The sequence below is a fragment of the Actinomadura kijaniata NBRC 14229 genome, from assembly GCF_001552175.1.
Lineage (GTDB): Bacteria > Actinomycetota > Actinomycetes > Streptosporangiales > Streptosporangiaceae > Spirillospora > Spirillospora kijaniata.
In genome coordinates, this window is sequence record NZ_BCQR01000004.1 from 101630 (window position 1) to 127777 (window position 26148).

The following is a 26148-nucleotide window of genomic DNA, read 5'->3' on the forward strand; positions in this document are numbered from 1 at the left end:
CGGCAGGAGTGATCGCGTGCGCGAGATCGGCGTCCCCATCGAGTTCCCCGTCCCGGACCTGGCGAACCTGACGGACACGCCGTTCGAACGGGCCGCGGCCGAGCCGGGGCGGATCGTGCTGCGCCGGCGCCGGGGCGACGCCTGGAGCGCGGTGACGGCGGCCGAGTTCGCCGCCGAGGTGTCCGCCGTCGCCAAGGGCCTCATCGCCGCCGGGATCCGGCCCGGCGACCGCGTCGCGCTGATGTCGCGGACCCGCTACGAGTGGACCGTCCTCGACTACGCCGTCTGGACGGCGGGCGCGGTCACCGTCCCGGTCTACGAGACCTCCTCCCCCGCGCAGATCGCGTGGATCGCCGGGGACTCGGGGGCGGTCGCCGCGTTCGCCGAGACCCCCGCCCACCTGGACGCCCTCGCCGGGCTCCGGAACGAGCTGCCGGGACTCAGGCACGTGTGGGGCATCGACACGGGCGACCTCGACGCGCTCGTCGGCGACGGCGCGGACGTCCCCGACGAGACCGTCGCGCTGCGGCGGCAGGGCGTGGTCGCCGACGACCCGGCGACGATCGTCTACACCTCCGGCACCACCGGCCGCCCCAAGGGCTGCGAGCTCACCCACCGCAACTTCCTCGGCACCGCCCGCAACGTGGTGCGCGGCGGCGTCCCGCAGATCGCCGAGGGGAACGCCTCCACCCTGCTGTTCCTGCCGCTGGCGCACGTGTTCGCGCGCCTCATCCAGGTCGGCTGCGTCGAGTACGGGATGGTGCTGGCGCACAGCGACGTGCCGAGCCTCCAGCGGGACCTGGCGACGTTCCGGCCGACATTCCTGCTGGCCGTGCCGCGCGTGTTCGAGAAGGTCCACAACGGCGCCGCGCAGAAGGCCGCCGCCGAGGGCAAGGGCAGGATCTTCGACCTCGCCGCCGAGACGGCCGTGGCCTACAGCCGCTCCCTGGACGCCGGCGGCCCGGGCCTCGGCCTCCGGCTCCGGCACCGGGTCTTCGACCGGCTCGTCTACGGCAGACTACGCGCGGCCGTCGGTGGCCGGCTCCGCTACGCGATGTCCGGCGGCGCGGCCCTCGGCGAGCGCCTCGGCCACTTCTTCCGCGGCGTCGGCATCCAGATCATCGAGGGCTACGGCCTCACCGAGACCACCGCCCCGGTCCTGGGCAACCGCTTCACCCCGGGCGGCAACCGCATGGGCACGGTCGGCAGGCCGTTCCCCGGCACCGACCTGCGCGTCTCCGACGACGGGGAGATCCTGGTGCGCGGGATCAGCGTCTTCAAGGGCTACTGGAACGACAAGGAGGCCACCGGGCGGGCCGTGCGGGACGGCTGGTTCCACACCGGCGACCTCGGCGTCCTGGACCCCGACGGCTTCCTGAAGATCACCGGCCGGAAGAAGGAGATCCTGGTGACGGCCGCGGGCAAGAACGTCGCCCCCGGCCCCCTGGAGGACCTGATCCGCGCCCATCCCCTGGTCAGCCAGGTGCTGGTGGTCGGCGACGGCCGCCGGTTCGTCGCCGCGCTGGTCACGCTGGACGAGGAGGCGGTCACCGCCTGGCGCGCCCTGCACCCCGGCGGCGACGTCCGCACGGAGATCGACGCCGCCGTCGCGGCGGCGAACGCGACGGTGTCCAGGGCCGAGGGCATCCGCAAGTACACGATCCTCGACACCGACTGGACCGAGGAGAGCGGGCACCTGACCCCGAGCCTGAAGGTCCGCCGCCACACGGTGATGAGGGACTTCGCCGCCGAGATCGAGGCCCTCTACGACGCCCGGTGACCGACCAGGCCGTGCTCGTAGGCCAGGATCACCAGCTGCACCCGGTCGCGCACCCCGAGCTTGGTGATGGCCCTGGTCACATGCGTCTTGACGGTCAGCGGACTGATCACCAGGGCGGCGGCGATCTCGTCGTTGGACAGCCCGGTGGCGATGAGCCGCACCACCTCGGCCTCGCGGGCGGTGAGGGCGCCGAGGTCGGCCGAGGGCCGGGGCCGGCCGGCGAACCGCTCCACCACGCGGCGGGTGACGCCGGGCGACAGCAGCGAGTCGCCCGCCGCCACGACGGCGACCGCCCGGCGCAGCTCGTCCGGCTCCACCTCCTTGGTCAGGAACCCGCTGGCCCCGGCGCGCAGCGCCTCGAAGACGTGCTCGTCGGTGTCGAACGTCGTCAGGATGACCACCCGGACGGCGGGCAGCGCGGCCAGGATCCGCCGGGTCGCCTCGATGCCGTCCATGCCCGGCATCCGGATGTCCATCAGCACCACGTCGGGCTCCAGCCGGGCCGCCTCCCGCACGGCCCGCTCGCCGGTCGCGGCCTCGCCGACCACGGCGATCCCCTCGGCGCGGGCGAGCAGGGCGCGGAACCCGGCCCGGACCAGGGACTGGTCGTCGACCAGCAGCACGTTGATCGTCATGTCGGCGATCCCGCCCTGTCGGCGACCGCGCCGGCGGCCGTCCCGGCGACGGGCAGGACGGCGCGGACCGTGAAGCCGTCGCCGGAGGTCAGGTCCAGGGTGCCGTCGAGCGCGGCCACGCGCTCCCGCATCCCGGTCAGGCCGTGCCCCGCCGCGAACGCCGCCGGGCCCGCCCCGTCGTCGTTGACCTCCACCCGCAGCTCCCCCGCCCGCGCGGCCAGCCGCACGTCGAGCCGGGACGCCGCGGCGTGCCGCAGCGTGTTGGTGACGGCCTCGCGCACGATCCGGTAGGCGGCCACGCCCTGCGCGGCGGGCACCCCGTCCAGGTCGCCCTCCCGGTGGAGCGTCGCCGTCAGCCCGGCGGCCCGCGCCCGGTCCAGCAGGTCCGGCACCTCCGCCAGGCCCGCCGGGCCGTCGCGCAGGTCCCCGACGAACGCCTTGAGGTCCCGCATCGCCCGACCCCGGACCTCCATCGCGGTGCGCAGCGCCGCCCCCGCCTCCTCCGGGGAGTCCGCCAGGGCGTCGGCGGCCACGTGGAGGTGGACGCCGACGACGGCCAGGGTGTGCGCCACCACGTCGTGGACCTCGCGGGAGATCTCCAGGCGCTGTTCGGCCAGCCGGGCGCGCTCCTGGTCGACCAGGCGGGCCTCGTGCTCGTCCCGCCAGCGGCCGTACTGCCGCCGGGCGACGGCCCCGGTCATCACCAGCGCCAGCCACAGCGCCTCCACGCCGATCCGGGCGGCCGTCTCCGGGACGTCGGACGTCCCGGCCAGTTCCCGGGGCAGGCCGCACAGCAGGACCGCCACGCCGATCCCGGCGCTCCAGCCGGCGCGTCCCCGTGCCGCGGCGCTCGCCAGGGCGGGCGTGAGCGGCCACAGCCAGCCGCCCTCGAACAGGCCCGCCCACCGGTAGGCGACCATCACGGCGGCCGACGCCGCCAGCACCGCGACCGGGTGACGCCTGCGGAACAGCATCGCCCCGCCCAGCAGCGCCGCCGGCGCGAGCGTGCCCTCGTAGGTGAGCGTCGCGCCCACCACGGCCGGGCCCGTGACCACGGCGACCGCCGTCAGCACGGCCAGGGCCGCGTCGACCAGCCGTTCCCGCGCCACCCGCGTCATCGGCGCGCCTTCCGGTGCGGGCCGATGGCAACCGTCGGCATCCAGACCAGATCCACGCCGACCACCCGTTCCCGCGTTCCGCGCGTCACCGGCACGGCCCCCGGTGCGGGCCGATGGCAACCACCGGCATCCAGACCAAGTCCACGCCGACCACCAACCGCGTCGGCCCGTCGTTCCCGCGTCCCGCATGTCATCGGCGCGCCTTCCGGTGCGGGCCCGTGGCGGCCACCAGCAGCCAGGCCAGGTCCGCGCCGATCGCCAGCCGTTCGGCCAGCCCCAGCGGCGCGCTGTGCGTGATCATCATCCGGTCCACGAGGGTGGCGGCGAACAGCGCCAGCCCGATCCCGGCCGCCCAGGCGCACGCCCGCAGCGCGCCGGTGCGGGAGCGCCACGCCGGATCCCGCCGCCACCGGCGGGTGAGCAGCATGATCGCGGCCAGCAGCATCAGCAGCCCGGCCCACGCCGCGAGGCCGTGCACGCCGTCCGAGCGCGACCGGTTCGCCCAGTCGCCCGGCGGGTCGGCCGGGAAGACCGCGGCGACCGCCGCGCACACCGCGAACCCGGCCAGCAGCCACCGCCCGGCGCCGCCCGGCACGAGCGCGGCCAGCGCCGCCCCTCCGGCGGAGAACGCGACCAGGCCGAGCGTCACCAGCCAGCCCGCCGAGGCGTTGACGAACGTGCTGATCGCCTCGGCGAGCGGGCTGTACTCGTGGTTCACCAGGTCCGACAGGGCGAACGCCAGCGCGCAGATCACGAGCCCGGCGGCGGCGGACACCCGGAGCACCCGCGTACGGGGGAAGATCGTTTCCATGCGGACGACGTTAGGTTCCGGCCGCATGGCGGCGCGTCGCCCGGAGAGCGTCACCCCACCCTGCGCCGCCGGAGCACCCCCGTACATCGGACGGTGTAGTCAGGCGAGCGCCGCGACGGCGTCGCCGACCGGGGTGTCGCCGTTGAGGAGCTCCAGGGTCGTGCGGTTCACCCGCGGGTTCGACAGCAGCTCGGCCAGGACGGCGGCCGTGTCGTCGCGGGTGATGTCGCCCCGGCCCAGCTCCTCGGCGGCCAGCCGGACCCGACCGGTGCCCGGGTCGTCGGTCAGGCGGCCCGGACGCAGGATCAGCCAGTCCAGGTCGCGGGCCCGCAGGTCGTCCTCGGCCTCGCCCTTCGCCCGCACGTAGGCGGCCCACACCTCGTCGGTGCCGGGGCGCGGCGGGCGGCCGGCGCCCATCGCCGAGATCTGGAGGAAGCGGCGGACCCCGGCGCGCTCGGCGGCGTCGGCCAGCAGCACCGACGCCCCGCGGTCCACGGTGTCCTTGCGGACCACGCCGCTGCCCGGCCCCGCCCCGGCCGCGAACACGACCGCGTCCGCGCCGGAGACGTGGCCGGTCACCTCCTCCGGCGTCGACCTTTCCAGGTCGCACACGACCGGCCCGGCCCCCACGTCCCGGATGTCGGCGGCGTGGTCCGGATTCCGGATCAGGCTCCGCACGACGTCCCCCCGGGCGCTCAGCAGCCGGGCCAGCCGCAGCGCGATCTGGCCGTGCCCTCCCGCGATCACGATGTCCATGCTCGTGATCCTACGGAGGAGGCGACGGCGGTCAGCAGTTGCGTCCGCCGTTGATGCAGGCCACGGCGCGGCGCATCAGCGAGTCGGGCATCACGTTCTCGAAGTCGGCGTGGTCGGTCACCGGGTCGTGGCCCTGCTCGGGGAAGCTGTCCACGGCGAACGCCAGCGGCCGGTTCGGCAGGTTGTACGACAGCGTCATCCGCAGCTGCGGGACCGCCCGCGTCCCGGACGGGCAACGGCCGTCGCCGTTCGGGAACACGATGTGCGTGCGGTGGTTGGCGCTGTCGGTGTTGCGGCCGTCCCAGCAGCTCGGGAACTCCAGGACGCGCGTGACCCGGCTGCCGTTCGGGCACAGCGGGTACTTGTCGGTGAACGCCCGGTTCTCGAACCCGCTGCAGGTCCACAGCGCGCGGGCGTTGGCGGTGCCGTTGGTGCCCGCCTTGGCGTCGCCGGTGATGATCCGCATGAACCGCGGCATCGCGGTGACCTTGCTCTTGGGGTTGCCGACGAACTGCATCCGCGCCTGCGCGGGCAGCACGATCCGGCCCACGTTGCCGTCGGCCGTGCTCTGCCGCGCCTGGCCGGAGTCGTCCCGCTGGGCGCGGTTGCGCATCACCGGCCAGAAGTAGGTGGACCTGTCGCCGAGCGCGCAGGTGGTCCCGGCGGCGGCCAGGCTCTCGTCGGTGGAGAACCCGTCGGTGGACAGGTTGCCCACGTAGTCGTGGATGTGGTGGGCGCCGTTGCGGACGCCGGGCGCGACGATGAAGTTGTCGGGGTTGTGGTGCTGGTTCTCGTTGCGCCCGCAGCGCGAGGTGAACGAGCCGCGCGAGCCGCTGCGGCTCACCGCCGGCCGGTTGCGGCGCGGGGCCTGGCGGATGCTGACGAAGTCGCCGCGGTCCGGACCCGGCTTCACCTGGTTCTGGTTGCCCTGGTTCTGGTTGCCCTGGTTCTGGCCGTTCTGGTTCTGTTGGCCCTGGTTCTGGATGCCCTGATTCTGGTCGCCCTGGTCGTCACCCTGGCCGTTCCGGTCGCCTTCTTGGCCGTCGCCGTTCTGGCCGTTCTGATCGCCCTGGTTCTGGCCGTTCTGGTTCTGACCGTTCTGGTCGTTCTGGTCGCCCTGCCCGCCGTCACCGTTCTGGCCGTCGTTCCGGCCGTCGCCGTTGCGACCGTCGTTGCGCTGATCGTCGGGATCCTGGCCGTTCTGGTCGCCCGGTTCGGCGACGCGGACCGGGGCGGAACGGCTCTCGGCCGCCGCCGTCACGGGCGATCCGACCGCCGTGGCGGCCAGCAGGAGTGCCGGGACGACGACGGCGATACCCTTTTTGCTTGCCATGGAATTCTCCTGTTTCGCGGGGTTCTGCGGTCACGAGGCAAGGGACGCCTTGGTGGCCAGTCCGGTGCTCTCCAGCAGAGCCATGTGCGTGTTCACATAACGCAGCGAGCGTTCGGCGAAAGCACGGATCTCGGTGTTCTCGGTACTGGCCCGGGTCTTGGCGATGACGCCGAAGACCTTTCCGTGCGCGGCGCGCAGCCGCAGCACGAACGTCTGGTCGTAGTCGGGCCCGGCCTTGCTCGACAGCTCGGCCAGCCAGCGCTTCTGGTCGGCGTTGGGCTCGATGGGCAGCATCACCCCGAGCTTGGCGGCGGTGGCGCGCACGTCGGCGTCCAGCCGCATGTGCTGCTCCATGATGATGTCCGCCACCTCCTTGACCTTGGCGCTGGAGGCGCGCTCCTGGGCCTGCTGGCCGGCGGGCATCTCCCACAGCCCGGCCCGGCGGACGGCCTCCAGCAGCGACCGGTCGGTGGCCGACAGCGGACCCCAGCGGGTCTGGACGGTCCCCGTCGGGTTGCCCGCGACGCTGGCGGACGCGTTGCCCGCCGAGGTCCCGGACCGGCCGAGGACCACCAGGGCCGCCAGCGCCACGGCGACGGCGGCGGCCGCCGCCAGCATCCACCGGGCGTTCGCCATCCGGCGCATGCGGCGCATCCGGCGACCGTAGGACTTCCTCACAGGGAATCCGCCTCCTTTCCGCGTTCTCCGAAACGACCCGGCGCGGGGTCGTAGGGCAATACGCGCCGACGCCGTTCCCGGTTCAGCCGGAACAGCATTTATCGGAGGTTTTCCAAGACCCTGGAAAAGGGCATGCCGACAATCCGGCCGGAAAACACCGGCCGGATTGTCGGCGCGTTCTCAGGAACGCCGGGCCGGGCTTCTCGACATGCCGTTGGTGACGCGCAGCGCCAGCGCCGGGCACATCGACACGGCGCGCTGCACGTCGCGTTCCATCCAGGCGGGGATGTCGGTGCCGAGCACGACGGGGAAGCCGTACCGGTCGAGCTGGATCAGCTCGGGCACCAGGTAGGCGCACAGGCCGTGGCCGTCGCAGCGGCTCCAGTCGATGGCGACCCTCCCCTCGGAGCCGTCGGGCACCGGCAGCGGCAGCACGCCGAACGTCGACTGCCCGCACGTGCCGCCGTACCGGTGTTCGGCGATGTCGGCGGCGAACGCGTCCATCGCCGACAGCACGAACCGGGCGGTGCCGTCGGGGTGGCCGCACGCGCCGCGCCCCATGCCGACGGCGGCGGCGCGGCGGACGTCCTCCACCGACGCCGCGCCCTCGGTGAGCGCGTTGAGGGCGCGGACCACGTCCGGCAGGCCCATCCGGCACGGCCCGCACTGCCCGGCCGACTGGGCGGCCAGGTAGGAGGCGATGCGGGTGACCTCGCCGAGCGGGCAGGTGCCCTCGGGCAGCGGCAGGACGATGCCCGCGCCGACGGTGCCGCCGACCGCGCGCATGCCCTTGCCGGACAGCCGGGCGCGGCGCACCGCGGGCGGGTCCAGCCACATGCCGTGGTAGCCGCCGACCAGCACGCCCTGCCCGGCCGGGACGCCGCAGTACTCCAGCACCGCCGTCAGCGGGGTGTCGTAGGGGGCCTCGACGACCTGGGTGCCGCCGACGGTCAGCAGCGTGGTGCCGGGCTCGTCCTCGGTGCCGACCGAGGCGTACAGGTCGGGGCCGAGCGAGGTGAGCACGGCCAGCTGCGCGAACGTCTCGGTGTTGGACAGCAGGGTGGGGCAGCCGTCGACGCCGGACTCGGCGGCGCGGACCTTCACCCCGAACGGGATGGGGACGTCCCCGTTGATCGCCCGGACGACCGAGCCGCTCTCGCCGGAGATGAACCGTTCGGTGAGGCGGACGACGCGGGCGGGCATCCGGCGTTCGGTGATGGCGGCCCGCACCGAGCGGGCGGCCTCGTCGTTCTCGACGGCGACCACGATCCGCTGGGTGCCGAGGGCGGTCGCGGCGATCTGCGCGCCGTCCAGCACCAGGTGGGGGGCGCGGGTGAGCAGCACCTTGTCCTTGAAGCTGCCCGGCTCGCCCTCGGCCCCGTTGACGACCACGACGGCGTCCTCGCCGGGCAGGCGGTCGTCGGCGCCCTCGCCGGGCAGCAGGTCGGTCTGGTCGGCCGACGGGTGCACGACGCGGGCGGCGACGGCCATGAGCTTGCGGGCGAACGGGAACCCCGCGCCGCCCCGGCCGCGCATGCCGACCTGCTCGGCCGCCTTGACGATCTCGTCGAGCAGCGGGGTGCGCAGCTTGCCGTGCACGGCCTGGTGGCGTTCCAGGTCGAGGCGGTCGAACCGGTCGAACCCCAGCGTCAGCCGGGGACCGCCGAGGTTCGAGACGGTGATCGTGGAGGTCGAGGTCATCGCGCCACCCGGGTGCCGCGCGGGTCGCCGACCGTGGCGCGGGGCTCGGGGACCGCCGTCTCGGCGCGGGACGCGGCGGGCCGGCGCTCGGGGGCGGGCGTCAGGCCCTCCCCGGCATGGCCGATCCGGCGCGGCCGGGTCGAGACGGCCAGCCGGGTGAGCACGGCCAGCGCGACCGCGCCCATGCACAGCACGTAGCCGAGGACCACCCAGTTGGCGGGGGCGCGGCCCGCGGTGAGGCCGTGCGCGATGCCGACCGGCCAGGCCAGGTAGGCGACCGAGTGCAGGGACCGCCACACCCACGGCCGGGCGCGGAGGGCGAACCGGGCGCGCAGCACACCGGTCACGGCGACCACCAGCATGAGCTGGAACGCCAGCGTGCCGAGCCCGACCGGATCGACGCCGGGCACCACGACGTTCACCGGCGCGGCGACCCCGCCGAGCACCTTCACCAGCAGGTGCGCCACGACGAAGGTGACCGCCAGGACCGAGGCGGCGCGGTGCACGCCCTGGAACAGCACCCGGTGGTGGATCCGCAGGAGGACGCGTTCGGAGGCCAGCACGCCGGTGACCACGGCGGTGGTCATCGTCAGCAGCGTGAACACGCCCGCGTAGAAGGACAGGAACCGCTGCAGGCCCCCGGCCAGGGCCGCGCCGGGCGGAGTGACGGCGCCGACGGTCACGATCAGCGCGCCGAACGCGGTGACCGCCAGCGCCCAGGTCGGGAGGAGCGGATCCTCACTGCTGCGGGTCTTCACGTTGTCTCCTCTTGTCGTTGGCGGGCTTCTTCTCGGGGCGCTCGCCCTTGGGGCCGTCGGATCCGGCGGGCCCGGCGGCGAGGCCGAGGTTGGCCAGCAGCCCGCCGGTCAGCACCTGGATGTCGCCGCGTTCGGCGAACCCCAGCAGCGGGGCGGCGCGTTCGCGGAACGTCCAGCCGCCCAGCCGCGCCCCCTCGAACGGGACGTCGTCGGCCCCGCGCCGCAGCCCGAACTGCACGTCGGGCCGGGAGGCGGGCGCGCCGCCGCAGGGCCGCTGGGTGCCGGTGCGGCCGAGGGGCTCGCCGCGCCGCACCAGGCTCCCGGGGCGGACGCGGACGACGTCGCGCATCCGGTAGTAGGTGGTGGCCAGTCCGCTGGGGTGGACCAGCAGGACCAGTCCGCCGCCGCCCGCCGAGCAGAAGCGGTAGAGGCGGCCGTCGCCGGCGGCGGTGACGGTGCCGTCGCCGCCCCAGAACGTCAGGGACCCCAGCGGGCGCGGGGAGTTGCGGGTGGGGACCGCGCCCATCGACCAGGTCGCGCCGACCCGCCAGGGCAGCACCAGGCCGTCGCCCGCGCGGGCGCCGTTGACGGCGGCGGCGGCCTGCTCGGCGGTGACCGTGGCGTGGCGGTTCAGCGCGCGGGCCTCGTCGGCCGACATCAGCGCGGGCGGCATCCGGGTCAGCAGCGCGCCGAACCCGGAGGTGCCCGACAGCGCCGCCTGCCAGCCGCTGCGCGGGGTCCAGCGGGCGGCGAAGAACGCGACCTCGGGGAGGGCGGCGGAGTCGTCCGGCACGGGGATCGCGGTGGTGCCGAACGCCCAGGTCCGGTCGCGGCTGATCCGGTCGGTGCCGACGATCGGCTGCGCCGTACCGGCCGCGCCGTACTTCTGGCGGGCCGCCGCGCCGCGCTCCTGGAGGGTGATCCGGCGGACCCGGTCGGTGAGCGCCTGGACGTCGGGGGCGGGCGCCGGGGCGCCGCCCCGGTCCCGGTCGGGCCGCGCGGGGGCGGTGCGCGGCGGGTCCTCGGCGGGGCGGGTCGCGCGGGGGCGGGACCGTTCGGCGCGGCCCTGCGCGCCGACGGTGTCGGTGCCGCCGATCGGGCCGCCCTCCAGCAGCGTCCGCTCCACGACCGCCAGCAGCCCCAGGCCCACCATGATCGACAGCACGAGCGCGCCGGTGCCGAGCCGGTCGGCCGGGCCGTGCGGGCGCCGCGCCGGGGGCCTGCGCCGGGCCGGGGCGCGCGGCGGCTCCGGCCTCCTGGGCGGTGGTTCGGGCCGCTCGGGCCGCTCCGCCCGGGGCGCCGCGCGCCGCGCGTCGGGGGCGGAGGCGCCCCACTCCCGCGCGTCGAACGGCACGTCCCAGGGCAGCACGGTCAGCGGCTCGTCCCGCACCGTCTCGCGCGGGGACCGCTGCCGGGGCTGCTGCCGTGGCCGCTGCCGGACCGGGCGTCCCGGCTCCGGCCGTGGCTCCGGCCATGGCTCTGACCGGGGCTCTGGCCGGGGCTCCTGCCAGGGGTCCCGCCAGGGGGGTGCGTCCCGCCGCGGCTCGTCCCGCACGCCCTGGCGTGCGGCGGGCCGTGGGGTCTGACGGGGACGGGCCTTCTCCGCGTCACGCCGCCGGCCGCGCCGGCGGGAACGGGCGGACGGGTCCGCCCAGAAGGCGGCATGCGCGTCGTTCTGCGCCTCGTCGTAGGGCACATGCCTGCTCTCGCGTCGCGCCATTCCCTCTCCTGCTGGAGATGGCGGAGAGCGTCGCGGACGACGGCGAGGGCCGAAGGGTTCCTGAGAAAGGGTGGACGACGGTCGCGGAGCCCGCTCGCTCCTACCGCGTCACCCCCGGAGCATACGCCCCAAGAGCCCCAATGCCAGGGGTTGCCGGAAAAAATCCGTCAGGACCGGCCCGCGGGCCCGTCCGACAGAGCGGTACGCGCGAAGGCCAGCAGATGTTCACGCATCGCCCCGGCCTCCCGCGGGTCGTCGAGGTCGACGCCGATGAGCGCGCCGATCTGCGGCAGCGCCAGCGGCATCATGGCCAGGGCCTTCAGCGCCAGCATCGTGTGCGCGACCCGGGGCGACCGCTCCTCGCCGAGGGCCTCGGCGAGCGCGTCCACGCGGCTCCCGCACAGCTCGACCCGCCACTGCCGGTCGGGCAGGTCGTCGGTGCGGTCGTGCAGCGACTCCCACATCAGCAGGCGCAGCAGGTCGGGGTGCTCGCGGTAGTAGTCGAACAGCCGTCCCACGTACTCCACCGGCCCGTCGTCACCGGGACCGGCGGTCACCCGGGCGAAGTCGTCCAGGGCGCGCTTGACGACCGCGTCGAAGAGCTTCTCCTTGCTGCCGAAGTAGCCGTAGATCCGCTCCTTGTTGACCCCGGCGCGGCGGGCGATGCGGTCCACGCGGGCCCCGGCGACGCCGTGCTGGGCGAACTCGTCGTGGGCGGCGGCCAGCAGCGCCTCCTTGGTGGCGGCGGCGCGGGCGGAGTCGGCGGGCTCGGCGGGCCTCGCGTCGGCGTGCTTCGGCATGTGCCGCATCATAGCCGATCGATAACCAACCGGTTGGTTGACATCCAACCGGTTGGTTGGCTAATGTCCCGCGGCATGACGCAGGTACTGAACCCCCCGCTCCCCCTGGCCCGCCCCGCGGCGGGCCCCGCGCCGTTCGGCCGCACCGCCGCGGTCTTCTCGTTCACGGCGCTGCTGGCGACCGGCCAGCTCTACGGGCTGATCCCGCTGGTGGACGCGATGGCGGAGCGGTGGCACACCACCCCCGCCGCCGTGACCTGGCTGATGACGGTCTACGGCTTCGGCTACGCGGCCGGGTTCCTGCTGTTCGGGCCGTTGTCGGACCGGTACGGCCGCCGCCGCGTGATCGTCACCGGGGTCGCGGGCGCGGCCGTGCTGACGGCGGCGCTGGCCGCCGCGCCCGGGTTCGGCGTCGCGCTGGCGCTGCGCGTGGCGCAGGGCATGGCGATGGGCGCGTTCCCGCCGGTGGCGATGGCCTATGTCGGCGAGCGGATCGAGCCGCGCCGCCGCCTGGTCACGGTGACGGCGATGACCACCGGTTTCCTGGCCGCCGCCGCGATCGCGCAGGTCGCGGCGCAGGCGGTGGCCGGGTACGGCTGGCGATGGTTCTTCGTGGCGGGGGCCGCGCTGTTCGCGCTGGCGGCGGTGGCGCTGCACCGGGTGATGCTGCCGGACGCGCCGGACGCCGGGCGCTCCCCGCTGGACGCCTACCGGGCGATGCCGTCGCTGCTGGTCTCCCGCGACCTGCGGCTGATCTACGCGGCGGTGCCGACCGTGCTGACCGGGTTCGTGGCGGTGTTCACCGGGCTCCAGCTCACCGGCGTCACCGGCCTGCTGGGGCTGCGCGCCAGCGGCCTGCCGGTGATCCTGGCGGTGCCGTTCCTGATGCCGCTGCTGGCCCGGGTGAACGCCCCGCTGCGCGCCGGGCTGGCCCTGGCCCTGGCGGGCGCGGCGGCGCTGCTCACCGGCCTGCTGACGCCCGGCACGGCCGGGCTGGCGGTGCTGCTGATGCTGCTGACCGCCGGGGTCGCCGTCGCCGCGCCCAGCCTGATCGACACGATCGGCGCCCGCGCCGGGGCGGCGCGCGGTCCGGCCAGCTCGCTGTTCACCGCCCTGCTGTTCGTGGGCGCGAGCCTCGGCCCCCAGCTCGCCGGGGCGCTCACCGGCGGCGGCCTGGCCCCGCTGTCCTACGCGCTGGCGGCCCTGTTCGGGGCGGGCGCGCTGCTGCTGGCGCTCACCGCCCGGAGCGCGTCACAGGCCGCGTAGGAAGCGCGCCGCGACCGGCACCGCCACCTTGGGACCTGAGCCGCCCCCGGCGACGAACACCGCGAACGCCACGTCGCCGCGGAAGCCGATGAACCAGGCGTGGGAGTCCCCGCCGTCGCCGACCTCCGCCGTTCCCGTCTTGCCCGCCGTTCCCGCCGGGAGCCCGGCCCGCGCGGCGGTGCCCTCGGTGACGACCGCGCGCATCATGTCCCGCAGCGCCGCCGCGCCCGGCACCGGGCGCGGCGGCGCCGTCCGCCCGTCGGCCCTGCGCAGGCTCCGCGCCTCCAGCAGGCGCGGCGAACGCCGGGAGCCGTCCGCCACGGCCGCCGCGACCGTGGCCATCAGCAGCGGGGTGGCCTGGACGCGGCCCTGGCCGATCGCCGACTCGGCCAGCTCGGCGCCCTCGCCGGTCTCGGGGAAGTCGCTGTAGGCCGAGGCCGCGCCGGGCCACAGCCGTTCGCCGAACCCGAACGCCCCGGCCGCCGACGCCAGCCCCGCCGCCCGGCTCCGGCCGACGGTCAGGGTCGCGAACGTGGTGTTGCAGGACTCGGCGAACGCCCGGCGCAGCGTGGTGCGGCCCAGCGACGTCCCCTCGTGGTTGGTGATGGTGCGCTGCGCGGCGACGGCGCGGGCCGGGCAGTCCACCGCGCTGCCCCCGCCCATCCCCCGGCCCAGCAGCGCGGCGGCGCTCACCACCTTGAACGTGGAACCCGGCGGGTACAGGTTGACGAACGCGCCCTGCCCGCCGAGGGTGTCGGCGATCCCGAGGATCTCCCCGGTGGACGGGCGCAGCGCCACGACCGCGCCGTCGCCGGGCGCGCCCCGCAGCGCCTTCTCGGCGGCGGCCTGCACGTCCGGGTCGATGGTGGTGCGGACCTTCTCGCCGCGCGGCGCGCCCAGCAGCTTCAGCCGCCGGAACTCCCCTCCGGACTTGTCGCGCACCTCGACCGCCCAGGCGGTGGCGGGCCCGGACTCCCCGTCCTCCCCGTCCGCCGTGTCGTAGCGGTCGGTGAGGTCGGTCAGGTAGGGCGCGAGCGGCCCGTCGCCGGACAGCGTCCCCCCGTCGCGGGCGGTGAACGTGACGGGCCGCACCTGGACCTGCCACAGCCGCCACTCCGCCGGGCCCTTGAGCCCGGGGTACAGCGCGTCGGGCGTCCAGGCCACCCGCCAGCGGCCCGAGCGGCGGTCCAGCCGCAGCGTCGACCGGAAGCGCCACGATCCGTGCCCGCCGACGTTCCGGTCGGCGGTGAACTCGACGCGCGCGGTGTCGCCCTGCCGCGTGACCGGCCCCGGTTCCAGCGCCACCGAGTAGACGGTCAGGCCGCGCACCATCGCCCGGTGCTGGTCGGCGAAGTCGGCGGGCGGCCGGGCGACGAGCTCGGCCATCTCGTCCAACGCCCCGCGCCGCCAGGCGGCGAAGTAGTCGCGCGCGACCTGCTCGGGGCCCTTCTCGCGGCCCTCCCGCACCACGTGGGCCGCCCCCAGCCCGCCCGTGAGGACCACGGCCAGCGTTCCCGCCAGCCCCGCAACGCCCCGCGCCCGCATCCACGCCCTCCCGCCCGAGATCCGGGGGGATCATCCCACCGGGCACCGGGCAAGCCCAGACATCGCCATATTCCGGTTTGGGGCTGGCGTCCCTGGATGGGGGACTTATTCCGTTCTGATCTGTCCCTTAAGTCCGGTTTAACGGGCGTGCCGTCGGTTCCGGAGCGTTCTAACTTCGGAGGCGCATCACCGAAAGGCCGGGGTCGCGCCCGGCGTCCTCCGTCCGCGTCCGGTCCACTGCCCGCCGTCCCCGCCAGGCGCCCGCCTCCGGTTCTCCCCCAGAGGAGGGTTCGGGGACGGCTCCACCTCCGGGCCGCCGCGGAACCGGTTTCCGGAGACGCCGGCGCGGCCCCCTCGGGACGCCGGTTCCGGGGCGGGGCCCCGACATCGGCGCGGACGGGGCCCCGCCCCGGAACCGGCGCGCTGGGCCCTCAGCTGGTCCACGGCAGCCGCAGCGCCTCCAGCTCGGGATCGGCCAGCAGGTCCTCCACCAGCGGCGTGGGACCGGACACCTTGGTCCCCCACAGGTCCCAGTCGCAGTAGACCACCCACGAGCGGTCCTCCGCCCACAGGTTCGACGGGCAGCTGTTCACCGCCGGATGGTCGTACAGCGCCCCGGCGTCGCCCAGCCGCCCGGCCAGCACGGTCTCCTCGTCCCATTCGGCGGTCACCAGCGGGCAGTAGTAGGCCAGGCAGCGGGTGTCGGGCCCGGCCGGGCTGTGCCGTTCCAGCACCCCCATCAGCCGGTGCCAGCCCTCCCGGTCCAGGCATCCCTCGGCGGGCGGCGCCACGGCCGCCGACCAGCTCCCCGTCGGGTGCGCCCGCCGCAGGCAGCGGTGGCCGGGCAGCTCCCCCTCCGGCACCACCGGCTCCCCGAACCCGCGCGCCAGCTCCGCCCACCGCAGCCGCCGCCAGCCCGCCCCCGGATGCCCGCTGCGGCCCAGCTCGGTGCCGGTGACGACCAGGCCCTCCAGCAGGTCCCCCAGGTCCCGGCCCGGCTCGGCGCCCGGTTCGGCGCCCGGCTCGGCCCCGGGGTCGGGCTCGGCGAGCCCGGCCGCGCGGATCGACCGGTGCAGGTCGTCGTGGGTGGTGGTGACCAGGCCCTCCCGCCACACGTACATGGCGTGCAGCAGCCACACCGCGTCGGGGCCGCGGGGCGGCTCGAAGCCCGAGTAGCAGTGGTCGGGGTCCAGCTCGTTCAGCCAGGCCACGGCCGTACCGGGGACCGGCGTCCAGGTGCCTTCGACGTCCGCCATGCCTCGATCCTGCCATCACCGGCCCCGGCGCGGGCGGTCGGCGTCCCGACGAGTTCCCGGACCGTTCCGGGACGGTCCGTTACGGCCCCGCCCCCCATCCTCTCTATGATCGTCGTTCACCCTGACGAAACCCCGAGAGCGGAGAAGGGACCCGAGTGCGTCACGTCCGGTCCGTCCTGGTGGCGGGCGCCGTCGCCGTCGCCGCCGCCGCGTGCGGGCTCGTCCCCTTCGGTCCGGACGCCGCGCCGCGCCCCCGCCCCAAGCCGCTGCCGCCGCCCGCGACCGAGGCCGTCTACCTCGTCCACGGCGTCCAGTGGGACGGCACCTCCGACTGCGCCAAGACCTGGCGCGTCACGCTCGGCGAGCTGCGCCGCCACGGCTTCCGGGGGGAGATCGTCACCTGGGGCTACTACCGGGACGACACCAACTGCACCCGCGTCGTCCCCGGCACCCGCGACACCCCGCTCAAGGAGCTGTCCCGCCAGCTCGCCTGGGACATCTACCGCAACCACACCAGCCGGGGACGGCCGGTCGCGGTCCTCGGGCACTCCATGGGCGGGCTCGTCGCGGCCGCCGCCGTCGCCGGGGTGCGGAAGTACGGCGGCAGGTCCCCCGCGTGGCCGCCCTCCCTGCGCGTCCGCAACGCCGTCTCGCTCGCCGCCCCCTACCAGGGGATGAAGTGCCGCTTCGCCTACAAGCAGTGCGGGGACCTGCGCAAGGGCAGCCCCTTCCTGCGCTGGCTGGCCACGGTCCCGCACCCGCAGGGGGAGGGCGGCACCGACTGGACGCTGTTCTCCGCCGAGGACGACGGGCCCGTCAAGGTGCCGTCGGCGCTCGCCGCCCGCGCCCGCCACAAGATCACCTACCTGCGGGGCCAGGGCGTCGGCCACACCCGCGTCCGCAACCTCGGCGGCCCGGCTCCCTACCGGCTGCGCTACTCGCACACCTGGGGCGGCGACGTCCGGGAGACCGCCGACGGCATGTCGCCCATGCGCCAGGCCGCCCACGCGCTCTACTCGACCGACTACTGACCACCGGTCACTGTCGCGGCTACCGGTCCAGCAGGACGCCGAGGCGCTCGGCCTGGATCCCCCAGCGCCACTCGCGCTCCACCCACTCCCGGCCCCGCTCGCCCATCTTGCGGGCGCGGCCGGGATCGGTGAGCAGGTCGACCAGGGCCGCCGCGACGTCCGGCACCGAACGCCCCCGCACCACCACCCCGGTCTCCCCGTCCAGCACCGCGTCCGGCGCGCCGCCCGAGTCGCCGGCCACCACCGGCAGCCCCGTCGCCGACGCCTCCAGGTACACGATCCCGAGGCCCTCGACGTCCAGGCCGCCGCGCCGGGTCCGGCACGGCATCGCGAACACGTCGCCCGCGTCGTAGTGGGCGGGCAGCTCCTCCCACGGCACGCTGCCGGTGAACACCACCGACCCGGCGACCCCGCGGTCGGCGGCCAGCCGCTCCAGGTCCGCCCGGTAGGGGCCGCCGCCGACCAGCAGCAGCGCCGCGTCCGGAACGGCCCGCAGCACGCGCGGCCAGGCGTGGACCAGCGCGTCCTGCCCCTTGCGGGGCACCAGCCGCGACACGCACACCACCACCGGACGCCCGGTCAGCCCGTGCCGCGCGCGGATCTCCTCGCCGCCCGCTCCGGCGCGGAAGACCGTCTCGTCCACGCCCGGGGCCAGCCGCGCCATCCGGGCGGCCGCCCGGGGCGACAGCGCCCGCGCCATCCGCGACCGGGTGTACTCCCCCAGGTACGTCAGCGTGTCCACGCCGTCGCCGATGCGCCGCAGCAGGCCCCGCGCCACCGGTAGCGACGCCCACCCCGCCTCGTGCCCGTGGGTGACCCCGACCAGCCGCCCGGCGCCCCGCCGCCGCAGCGCCGGGGCCAGCAGCCCCAGCGGGGCCGCCGCGCCGAACAGCACCGAGTCGCAGCCCTCCGCCGCCAGGATCTCCCCGGCGCGCCGCAGCACCGACGGCTCGGGGACCATCAGCGACGTCGGGTGCCGCACCACCGGGAACGGCTGCGCGGCGTCGAACGCCGCCGCCCCCTTCCAGGCGGGCGCGTAGACCACCACCGAGCCCTCGGGGCGGCGCACCGCCAGGTTGTGCACGAACGCCTGGATGCCGCCCGGCCGCGGGGGGAAGTCGTTGGTCACCACGAGCGTCTTGGTCATTTCCCCCAGGATACGGGCGCCCCCGGCGGCGGACACGCGACGGGGCCCGTCACCGGTGTTCCGGTGACGGGCCCCGCGCGTGGCGAACAGCGGATCAGTGGCTGATCTGCTTGGGCTCCCTGCCCTCGACCTCGTGGCCGTCGTGGCCGCCGTGGCCGTTGCCGTCATGGCCGTGGTCGTGCTTCTCGACGGGGATGTCGTCGAACGTCCAGGCCCGCTGGAGGCGGGACCGCACGTAGCCCATCGGGCCCTTGCTGTTCGGCGCGGGGATGCCGTTGGCGTCCGCGGCCGGGGCCTGCTCCTTGGCCCGCTCCTTGGACAGCAGCACCGACATCTGCTCCTGGCTCGCCGGCTCGTGGCGCTCGGAGAACTTGCCGTCGGGCGACATCACGATGATGCCGCTCTCCACCCCGTGGGCCGCGATCGCCGCGTCCTTGCGCTGGAGACCCAGGCAGATCCGCTTGGTGATGATGTAGGCCAGCACCGGGGCGATGAACACCGTGAACCGGAAGAACCAGGTCGTGGCGAACAGCGACAGGTGGAACCGCTCGGCCAGCACGTCGTTGGCGCCGGCCAGCCACAGCACGCCGTAGAAGGTGACGGCGGCCATGCCCACACCGGTGCGGACCGGGGCGTTGCGCGGACGGTCGTTGACGTTGTGGTGCCGCTTGTCGCCGGTCACCCACTGCTCCAGGAACGGCCAGATGGCCGCGCCGCCGAAGACGATGCCGAGCGGCAGCAGCGCCGGGATCAGCACGTTCAGGCTGAGCGTGTGGCCCGCGGCCGTGATCTCCCAGTTGGGCATGATGCGGAGGGAGCCCTCCAGGATGCCCATGTAGAAGTCGGGCTGCGACGCCGAGGAGATCGCCCCCGGGTCGTACGGGCCGAACAGCCAGATCGGGTTGATCTGGGCGAACGCGCCGAGCAGCGCCACCACGCCGAAGGTGAACAGGAAGTAGGCGCCCGTCTTGGCCATGAAGACCGGGTAGAACGGGTAGCCGTAGACCTGCTTCTCGGTCTGCTTCTGCGTCGGCATCGCGGTGTGCTTCTGGTGCCACATGATCATCATGTGCGCGGTCACCAGACCCAGGATGATGCCCGGGATCAGCAGCACGTGCAGCGTGAACAGGCGCGGGATCAGGTCCCCGTAGTTGCCCTCGGGGAACTCACCGCCGAACAGGAACATCGAGATGTAGGTGCCCACCAGCGGGATCGACTGCGCCACGCCCTGGGTGATGCGCAGACCGGTGCCCGACAGCAGGTCGTCCGGCAGCGAGTAGCCGAACAGGCCCTCCACCATGCCCAGCGTGAACATGCCGAGGCCGATGAGCCAGTTCAGCTCGCGCGGCTTGCGGTAGGCGCCGGTGAAGAACACCCGCAGCATGTGCGCCATGATCGACGCCATGAACAGGATCGCCGCCCAGTGGTGGATCTGCCGCATGAGCAGGCCGCCGCGGACGTCGAAGCTGATGTGCAGCGCCGAGGCGTAGGCCTCGGACATCTTCACGCCCTGAAGCTTCGTGTACGAGCCCTCGTAGTGGGTCTCCATCATGCTCGGGTGGAACCAGAGCGTCAGGAACGTGCCCGACAGCAGCAGGATGATGAAGCTGTACAGGGCGATCTCGCCCAGCATGAACGACCAGTGGTCCGGGAAGACCTTCTTCAGGTTGCGGTTGAAGAAGGTGGTCGAGCCCAGCCGGTCGTCCAGGAAGTTCAGCGGCCCTGCGACCGCCTTGGGTGCCGTTGCCTCGCTCATCCGCGCTCCCAGAAGCTCGGGCCGATCGGCTCGGGGAAGTCCCCGGTGGCGATCAGGTAGCCGTCCTCGACGCCCAGCGGAAGCTGCGGCAGCGGACGCGCGGCCGGACCGAACACGACCTTGGCGGCGTCGGTGGCGTCGAAGGTGGACTGGTGGCACGGGCACAGGATGTGGTGGGTGGTCTGCTCGTACAGGGCCGCCGGGCAGCCGACGTGCGTGCAGATCTTCGAGTACGCCACGATCCCGTTGACGTGCCAGTTCTCCCGACCCTTGGCCGGCTTGAACTGGTCGGCCGGAACGTTGATCAGGATGGTCACCGCCTTGGCGACCTCGTTCATCACGTGGTGGGCGTTCTCCTCGATGCCCTCCGGCAGCACGGTGATCATGCCACCGGGGCTGGCGAAGTCGCTCACCTTCAGCGGCTTGTTGGTGCCGTCGACGACGAGGCGCACGCCCCTGCGGCCCTTGGCCTTGGCCGCCTTGACCGCCTCACCCCAGTAGGTGTGGCGCAGCTTCTTCTCCGGCAGCGGGCCGAGGTCGCGCAGCAGCACCAGCGGGGCCAGGCCCAGTGGCGCGGCGGCCAGCAGCAGCGTGCGGCGCAGCAGCGGCCGCTTGGTGATGCCGCTGTCCTCGGCGCCCTCCAGGAACGCCTCGGTGAACGCCCGGCGCGTCCCGGTGTCGGCCTCCAGCGCGTGCCGCTCCTGGACGATCGGCTTGCTGGTCATCAGGCGGCGCACCCAGATGGTCACGCCGATGGCCATGGCGAGGAACGCCAGGGCCATCATCCCGCCGAGCCAGAGGTTGGACTCCTTGGCGCGGTGGATGCCGTGCATCCCGCCGTCGCGGCCGCTCCAGCCGATGAAGTACACGATGAACGCCACGCTGGCGGCGAAGGCGAGCAGGAAGAACGAGGCGACGATGCGCTCGGCCCTCTTGGCCTCCCTCTCGTCCAGTTCCTCGCCGGCGCCCGCCGGAGCGGGGTACTCCTCCTGGGCCAGCAGAGTGTTGTCCTCCGCCGGCGACGGCGTGCCGACCTTGCGGACCGGGCCGTCCTCGCGTGGCTCGTTCACCGGGCCCGCGGTCTCGTTGTTGTCGCTCATGACTTCTTCAGCTTCTTCGGCTTCTTCGCGGTGATCCACATGGCCGCGAGCACCAGCAGGCCGATCCCGACCAGCCATCCGGCCAGGCCCTCCGACACCGGGCCGATGCGGCCCAGGCCGTTGCCGCCCGGGTTGGGCTCCTCACGCGTCTGGACCAGGTAGGCGATGATGGCCTGCTTGTCCTTGGGGGTGAGGGTGGTGTCGTTGAACACCGGCATCGCCTGCGGGCCGGTCAGCATGGCCTCGTAGATCTGGGTGGGCGTGACGTCGTTCTTGTCCAGCGGAGGGGCGTACTTGCCGCCGGTCAGCGCACCGCCCGAGCCCACGAAGCTGTGGCACTGGGCGCAGTTGGTGCGGAACAGCTTGCCACCGACCGCGACGTCGCCGCCCTTGGGGTCGACGGCGGACGCGGGCGGGACCTCGGGGCCGCCACCCAGCTTCTGGATGTACTCGCGCAGGTCGGCCAGGTTCTTCTCGGCCTGGGCCTTCTGCTTCTCGGCCGCCTCGCGCTTCTCGGGCTCGGCGTAGTCCGTCCGGATGGTGGTGTCGAAGTCGGGGACCGGCTTCTTGCGCGGCATCTGCGCGCCAGGGTTCATCGCGGGCATGCGGCCCGTGCTGACCTGGAAGTCGACGGATGCGGCGCCCACACCCAGCAGGCTTGGCGCGATGGGCTTGCCCTTGGCGTCCTTGGTGCCCTCGGCGTTGAGGCCGTGGCAGCTGCCGCAGTTCTTGTTGTACAGCTGTCGGCCGTTCTCAAGATCCGCGGCCGCCTGGGTCGCGTTCGCCGCCTCGGCGCGGTCAGACTGCGGCGTGAAGCCGGCGTAGATGACGCCGATCGCCGCCAGGGCCGCCAGCACGACGGCGTAGCCCGCCCACGGGCGCCGTCGCCATGCGGTGAACCTTTTCACGGAATTCCCCGTTCGGGTCTTGTCGTCGGTGGTCAAGCGGTCAGTGGAGGTCGAGCAGGTAGATCGCCGCGAACAGGCCGATCCAGACCACGTCGACGAAGTGCCAGTAGTAGGACACGACGATCGCGCTGGTGGCCTGCTCGTGGGTCCACCGCTTGGCCGCGTAGGTGCGTCCCAGCACGAACAGGAACGCGATCAGGCCGCCGGTGACGTGCAGGCCGTGGAAGCCGGTGGTCAGGTAGAACACCGAGCCGTAGGCCGACGAGGACAGCGTCAGGCCGTCGTGGGTGACGAGGTTGTAGTACTCGAAGACCTGCCCGCCGACGAAGTAGGCGCCCATCAGGAACGAGAGGACGTACCACTCGCGCAGGCCCCACTTGCGGAAGTTCAGCAGGCCGCCGTCCCGGCCGACCTTGCCGGCCTCGGCCTTGAACACGCCCATCTGGCACGTCACCGAGGACAGCACCAGGATCAGGGTGTTGAAGCCCGCCAACGGCAGGTCGAGCTCGGCGCCGGGCCACGAGTGCTCGCCGTGCTGGCCCATCGTCACAGAGCGGATCGTGAAGAACATCGCGAACAGGGCCGCGAAGAACATCAGCTCGGACGACAGCCAAACGATCGTCCCCACGCTGACCAGGTTGGGACGATTCGCCCGAGCGTGAGGTGTTGTCTCTATCGCGGATGCTGTTGCCACGGGCAGCATTATTACGTCACCCGTTCCATCACTGACGCATGACCCCCCTCCTGGAGTTCCCGAGCGTGTCATCGCAGGTGCGCGCGCGGGCCCCGGCAGACCCCCGAAACCCGCCCGGTACCAGCGCCTCCGGGGTTCCCGAGGGGGCTCGCGCCGGTTTTCGTCCCCGCCCTCTTGATCGTCGGGCGCGTTGGGGGAACGATGCGGCTGCGACGGCGCGGCGACCCGCCGTGCCCCCGCCCCCGCCGCGACTCTCGTGCGGCGGGGTCCGAACCGGTAGCCTTGCCTGCCATGAGCCACGCCCCGGAGAGTCCGATGAAGGTTCTGGTCTACAGCGACGACGCGAACACCCGTGCCCAGATCCGGCTCGCCGTCGGGCGCCGCCCGGCCGCCGACCTCCCGCAGGTGGAGTTCGTGGAGATCGCCACCCAGCCCGCCGTCGTGGCCCGGCTGGACGAGGGCGACATCGACCTGGTGATCGTGGACGGTGAGGCCCAGCCCGCGGGCGGGCTGGGCGTGTGCCGCCAGGCCAAGGACGAGGTCTACGACTGCCCGCCGGTGCTGGCGATCATCGCCCGCCGGGACGACGGCTGGCTGGCCACCTGGTCGCGCGCCGACAAGGTGATCAGCCTCCCGCTGGACCCGATGGCCCTGGCCAAGGCCGTGGCCGAACTGCTGCGCTGGCGCGCCGACAACCGCCTTCCGGCTCTGTAATCACCTGTTCGCCGGGGGGTGCGCGCCCCCGCGCATCCCCCAGACCCACCACTTTCTGGGGGAAGCAATGGATGCGCGTACGACCTGGCCGGCGTTGTTGAACGCCCTGCTCGGCGGCGAGTCGCTGTCGGGCGAGGAGGCCTCCTGGGCCATGCACAAGATCATGACCGGGGAGGCCACCGACGTGCAGATCGCCGGCCTGGCGGTCGCGCTGCGCGCCAAGGGCGAGACGGTGGCCGAGGTGGCGGGGATGGCCGAGGGGATGCTCGCCAACGCCACCCCGATCCACGTCCCCGGCCGGATCGCCGACCTGGTGGGCACCGGCGGCGACCGCGCCCACACGGTGAACATCTCCACGATGGCGGCGGTGGTGGCGGCCGCGGCGGGCGTGAAGGTCGTCAAGCACGGCAACCGCGCCGCCTCGTCCTCCTGCGGCGCGGCGGACCTGCTGGAGGAGCTGGGCATCCCGCTGGACCTGACCCCGGAGGCGACGGCGCGCGTCGCCGAGGAGGTCGGCATCACGTTCTGCTTCGCGCCGCGCTACCACCCGGCCCTGAAGTACGCGGGCAAGGCCCGCGGCGAGCTCGGCACGCCGACGGTGTTCAACTTCCTGGGCCCGCTGACCAACCCGGCCCGGCCGACGGCGCAGGCGGTCGGGGTGTTCCACCCGCGCATGGCCGGGATCATCGCGGGCGTGTTCGCCGAACGCGGCAACTCGTCGCTGGTGTTCCGGGGCGACGACGGCCTGGACGAGCTGACCACGACGGGCACCTCGGCGGTGTGGGTGGTCCGCGACGGCGCGGCGACGGAGACCACGTTCAACCCGGCGGACCTGGGCATCCCTCCCGCGCGCCCGGAGGACCTGCGCGGCGCGGACGCGAAGTTCAACGCGAACGTGGCGCGCGAGGCGTTCAACGGCGGGAAGGGCCCGGTCCGCGACATGGTCCTGCTGAACGCGGCGGCCCTGATCGCCGCCTACGAGGGAGCACCCCCCGCGGAGAAGCTGACCGAGACCCTGGCGGCCGCCTACGAACGAGCGGGCCGGGCGGTGGACTCGGGAGCGGCGGCGGCCCTCATGACCCGCTGGGCGGAGACCGCGCAGCGCTACCAGAACTGATCGTCGGGGTGCGGGACGGAAAGTCCCGCACCCCGACGATCAGCGCCGGTGGTAAACCTTGTTGGCGATGTGCCAGCCGCCATCGACATGGACCAGCAGAAAAATGTCGGTGAAGGTGTCCGCACCGTGCCGGAGCGTCATGGACGCGGTCGCGACGGTGCCGTGGACGTCGACGGCGTCGATGCGGCGCGAGCGGGCCGGTTCGTCCGGCGCCGGTCGTCCCTGGAACAGGGCGCAGTATTCCTCCAGGCCCCACGAGACGAACGCGCCGTCCCGGATCCCCTCGATGTGGGCGCTGGGCAGGAACGCGTCGCGGAAGTGGGCGGGGTCGCCGGTGGCGTGCCCGCGGATATAGGCGCGTAGCGGTTCGAGGACCGCCTCGTCCACGGCGGGGACCGTGGCGGCGAGGGCGATGTCGGCGTCAGGAGGGCCGGCCAGGCCGGCCGCGCTGCGCAGGGGTGTGCCCGACGCGTCGGCCAGCAGGGCCATGTCCTTGGCCAGCGCGCCGATCGTGAACTGGGGCGCGACGGTGGCCGGTTCCTCCGACAGGAAGGCCCGCTTGCGGGCCACGAGCGCGCCGAGCTGGCCGAGTTCGAGGACGTCCAGCACCTGGGCGCGGGGCAGTCCCAGGGCGTCGGCCTGCCGCAGCGAGTCGCGCAGCGCGAGGACGGCACCGGCGAGGCTGTGGTTGGCGATCAGTTTGAGGGCGGCGGCGGTGGCGGCGTCCTCGACGCGCCGCACGGTGCCCAGCGCCTCCAGGACCGGCCGGACCCGGTCGAACGCGCCCTGGTCGGCGCCGACGAGAATCCGCAGGTCCCCGCCGGCGGCAGCCGGCACGGAGCCGAGCACGGGCGCGTGGACGTAGGCCGGGCCGAGCCACCGGGCCAGGTCCGCCGCCTCGGCGGGAGCGATGGTGCTGGTGTTCAGCACGACCGTGCCCTCTCCCAACGACTCACGAACATGATCGAGGACCTGCCGACAGGCCCGGCCGTCGAACAACGCCAGGAGAACGAGATCGGCCTTGGCCACCGCGTCCTTCGGGTCGTCGCTCATCTGAAAAGTCCCCGCCGAGCGCCCGGAGCGCGTCCAACCGACGACGTCCCAGTCGTGCTCGGCAAGTCGTGTCGCAATCGCGGCGCCCATACGGCCCAGCCCCAGGACGGCGATCGTGTGCGGTGCGGTCATGCGTCCCAGCGTGCGGCAGCACAAGTCCTGCGACAAGCGCAGATCTCGCAGAGTAACCATGCGAGGTACGCATACCTGAGAGACGTGAGCCGTCCTCACTCACCACGATCGCCGCCCCGCCCCCGCCGAAAGACACTCCGAGGACCGGAGAGGAAGAGCGTGGAGGCAGCGCCCCGCCAGAGGCACGGGAACGAAGCCCCACGGGGGCAAGGGGCGGAGCCCCAAGAAGGGGGCGCGGGGGCAAAGGGCAGAGCCCTGCCGGGATGTGGGGACGGAGTCCCCCGCCGGGGTGTGGGGCGGAGCCCGCCAGGGTTGTAGGGGCTGCGCCCCTGCCGGGGG

The 26148-nt window shown here is 74.0% G+C and carries 23 protein-coding genes; 5 read left to right on the forward strand and 18 right to left on the reverse strand.

What is annotated here, in order from left to right; genetic code table 11:
* Positions 1-16 precede the first annotated feature (16 nt).
* Positions 17-1780 (forward strand): AMP-dependent synthetase/ligase, encoded by a 1764-nt coding sequence (locus AKI01S_RS01655; RefSeq protein WP_067811512.1) that lies wholly within the window; start codon positions 17-19, stop codon positions 1778-1780.
* On the opposite strand, the gene AKI01S_RS01660 is transcribed toward AKI01S_RS01655, so the two are convergent.
* The 10 genes from AKI01S_RS01660 to AKI01S_RS01705 all read right to left on the reverse strand — a co-directional run bounded on the left by AKI01S_RS01660 (position 1765) and on the right by AKI01S_RS01705 (position 12090).
* Complete coding sequence (locus AKI01S_RS01660) at positions 1765-2415, reverse strand: response regulator (protein ID WP_067811514.1); 651 nt, start codon at positions 2413-2415, stop codon at positions 1765-1767. The genes AKI01S_RS01655 and AKI01S_RS01660 overlap by 16 nt on opposite strands.
* A complete protein-coding gene (locus tag AKI01S_RS01665; RefSeq protein ID WP_067811517.1) occupies positions 2412-3533 on the reverse strand; it encodes a sensor histidine kinase in 1122 nt (373 codons plus the stop codon). The genes AKI01S_RS01660 and AKI01S_RS01665 overlap by 4 nt, the downstream gene beginning before the upstream one ends.
* A gap of 190 nt (positions 3534-3723) precedes the next feature.
* Positions 3724-4344, reverse strand: coding sequence for a DUF998 domain-containing protein (locus tag AKI01S_RS01670; protein ID WP_169813890.1), 621 nt, complete (start codon positions 4342-4344; stop codon positions 3724-3726).
* 99 nt (positions 4345-4443) lie between these two features.
* Positions 4444-5100 (reverse strand): SDR family oxidoreductase, encoded by a 657-nt coding sequence (locus AKI01S_RS01675; RefSeq protein ID WP_067811522.1) that lies wholly within the window; start codon positions 5098-5100, stop codon positions 4444-4446.
* A 31-nt stretch (positions 5101-5131) separates the two neighbouring features.
* A complete protein-coding gene (locus AKI01S_RS01680) occupies positions 5132-6433 on the reverse strand; it encodes a DUF1996 domain-containing protein (protein WP_067811525.1) in 1302 nt (433 codons plus the stop codon).
* Positions 6434-6463: 30 nt separating this feature from the next.
* Complete coding sequence (locus AKI01S_RS01685; RefSeq protein WP_157419587.1) at positions 6464-7087, reverse strand: DUF4142 domain-containing protein; 624 nt, start codon at positions 7085-7087, stop codon at positions 6464-6466.
* 204 nt (positions 7088-7291) lie between these two features.
* Positions 7292-8812 (reverse strand): NADH-quinone oxidoreductase subunit NuoF family protein, encoded by a 1521-nt coding sequence (locus tag AKI01S_RS01690; RefSeq protein ID WP_067811526.1) that lies wholly within the window; start codon positions 8810-8812, stop codon positions 7292-7294.
* Positions 8809-9570 (reverse strand): ferric reductase-like transmembrane domain-containing protein, encoded by a 762-nt coding sequence (locus AKI01S_RS01695; protein ID WP_067811529.1) that lies wholly within the window; start codon positions 9568-9570, stop codon positions 8809-8811. The genes AKI01S_RS01690 and AKI01S_RS01695 overlap by 4 nt, the downstream gene beginning before the upstream one ends.
* Positions 9551-11290 (reverse strand): M23 family metallopeptidase, encoded by a 1740-nt coding sequence (locus tag AKI01S_RS01700; RefSeq protein WP_157419589.1) that lies wholly within the window; start codon positions 11288-11290, stop codon positions 9551-9553. The genes AKI01S_RS01695 and AKI01S_RS01700 overlap by 20 nt, the downstream gene beginning before the upstream one ends.
* A 167-nt stretch (positions 11291-11457) precedes the next feature.
* On the reverse strand, positions 11458-12090 hold the full coding sequence (locus AKI01S_RS01705) for a TetR/AcrR family transcriptional regulator (protein WP_067811577.1): 633 nt from the start codon (positions 12088-12090) through the stop codon (positions 11458-11460).
* Between the two features lie 75 nt (positions 12091-12165).
* Between AKI01S_RS01705 and AKI01S_RS01710 the strand changes: the two genes are divergently transcribed.
* Positions 12166-13356 carry an MFS transporter gene (locus AKI01S_RS01710; protein WP_169813891.1) on the forward strand — a complete coding sequence of 397 codons (1191 nt, stop codon included), beginning with the start codon at positions 12166-12168 and terminating at the stop codon, positions 13354-13356.
* Here the strand turns inward: AKI01S_RS01710 and AKI01S_RS01715 are convergent.
* Positions 13342-14901, reverse strand: a complete 1560-nt coding sequence (locus AKI01S_RS01715) for a penicillin-binding transpeptidase domain-containing protein (protein ID WP_067811534.1) — start codon at positions 14899-14901, stop codon at positions 13342-13344. The genes AKI01S_RS01710 and AKI01S_RS01715 overlap by 15 nt on opposite strands.
* Before the next feature lie 431 nt (positions 14902-15332).
* A complete protein-coding gene (locus tag AKI01S_RS01720) occupies positions 15333-16157 on the reverse strand; it encodes a hypothetical protein (RefSeq protein WP_067811537.1) in 825 nt (274 codons plus the stop codon).
* A gap of 155 nt (positions 16158-16312) precedes the next feature.
* On the opposite strand from AKI01S_RS01720, the gene AKI01S_RS01725 reads away from it, so the two are divergent.
* Complete coding sequence (locus AKI01S_RS01725) at positions 16313-17188, forward strand: alpha/beta hydrolase (protein WP_067811540.1); 876 nt, start codon at positions 16313-16315, stop codon at positions 17186-17188.
* 19 nt (positions 17189-17207) lie between these two features.
* On the opposite strand, the gene AKI01S_RS01730 is transcribed toward AKI01S_RS01725, so the two are convergent.
* From AKI01S_RS01730 to ctaE, 5 genes are all read right to left on the reverse strand, one after another.
* Positions 17208-18335 carry a glycosyltransferase family 4 protein gene (locus AKI01S_RS01730; protein WP_067811543.1) on the reverse strand — a complete coding sequence of 376 codons (1128 nt, stop codon included), beginning with the start codon at positions 18333-18335 and terminating at the stop codon, positions 17208-17210.
* Positions 18336-18429: 94 nt separating this feature from the next.
* Positions 18430-20091 carry a cytochrome bc1 complex cytochrome b subunit gene (gene qcrB / locus AKI01S_RS01735; RefSeq protein ID WP_067811546.1) on the reverse strand — a complete coding sequence of 554 codons (1662 nt, stop codon included), beginning with the start codon at positions 20089-20091 and terminating at the stop codon, positions 18430-18432.
* Positions 20088-21191, reverse strand: coding sequence for a cytochrome bc1 complex Rieske iron-sulfur subunit (gene qcrA / locus AKI01S_RS01740; protein ID WP_067811548.1), 1104 nt, complete (start codon positions 21189-21191; stop codon positions 20088-20090). The genes qcrB and qcrA overlap by 4 nt, the downstream gene beginning before the upstream one ends.
* Positions 21188-22099, reverse strand: coding sequence for a cytochrome bc1 complex diheme cytochrome c subunit (gene qcrC / locus AKI01S_RS01745; protein ID WP_067811551.1), 912 nt, complete (start codon positions 22097-22099; stop codon positions 21188-21190). Before qcrC ends, qcrA begins: the two co-directional genes overlap by 4 nt.
* Positions 22100-22139: 40 nt before the next feature.
* A complete protein-coding gene (gene ctaE / locus AKI01S_RS01750; RefSeq protein WP_067811554.1) occupies positions 22140-22802 on the reverse strand; it encodes an aa3-type cytochrome oxidase subunit III in 663 nt (220 codons plus the stop codon).
* Between the two features lie 306 nt (positions 22803-23108).
* On the opposite strand from ctaE, the gene AKI01S_RS01755 reads away from it, so the two are divergent.
* Together AKI01S_RS01755 and trpD are read left to right on the forward strand one after the other, a co-directional pair.
* Complete coding sequence (locus AKI01S_RS01755) at positions 23109-23507, forward strand: response regulator (protein WP_245681438.1); 399 nt, start codon at positions 23109-23111, stop codon at positions 23505-23507.
* A 67-nt stretch (positions 23508-23574) separates the two neighbouring features.
* Positions 23575-24624 (forward strand): anthranilate phosphoribosyltransferase, encoded by a 1050-nt coding sequence (gene trpD / locus AKI01S_RS01760; protein ID WP_067811557.1) that lies wholly within the window; start codon positions 23575-23577, stop codon positions 24622-24624.
* Between the two features lie 39 nt (positions 24625-24663).
* Here trpD and AKI01S_RS01765 read toward each other — a convergent pair whose 3' ends face one another.
* A complete protein-coding gene (locus tag AKI01S_RS01765; protein ID WP_067811559.1) occupies positions 24664-25809 on the reverse strand; it encodes a nuclear transport factor 2 family protein in 1146 nt (381 codons plus the stop codon).
* Positions 25810-26148: the final 339 nt, after the last annotated feature.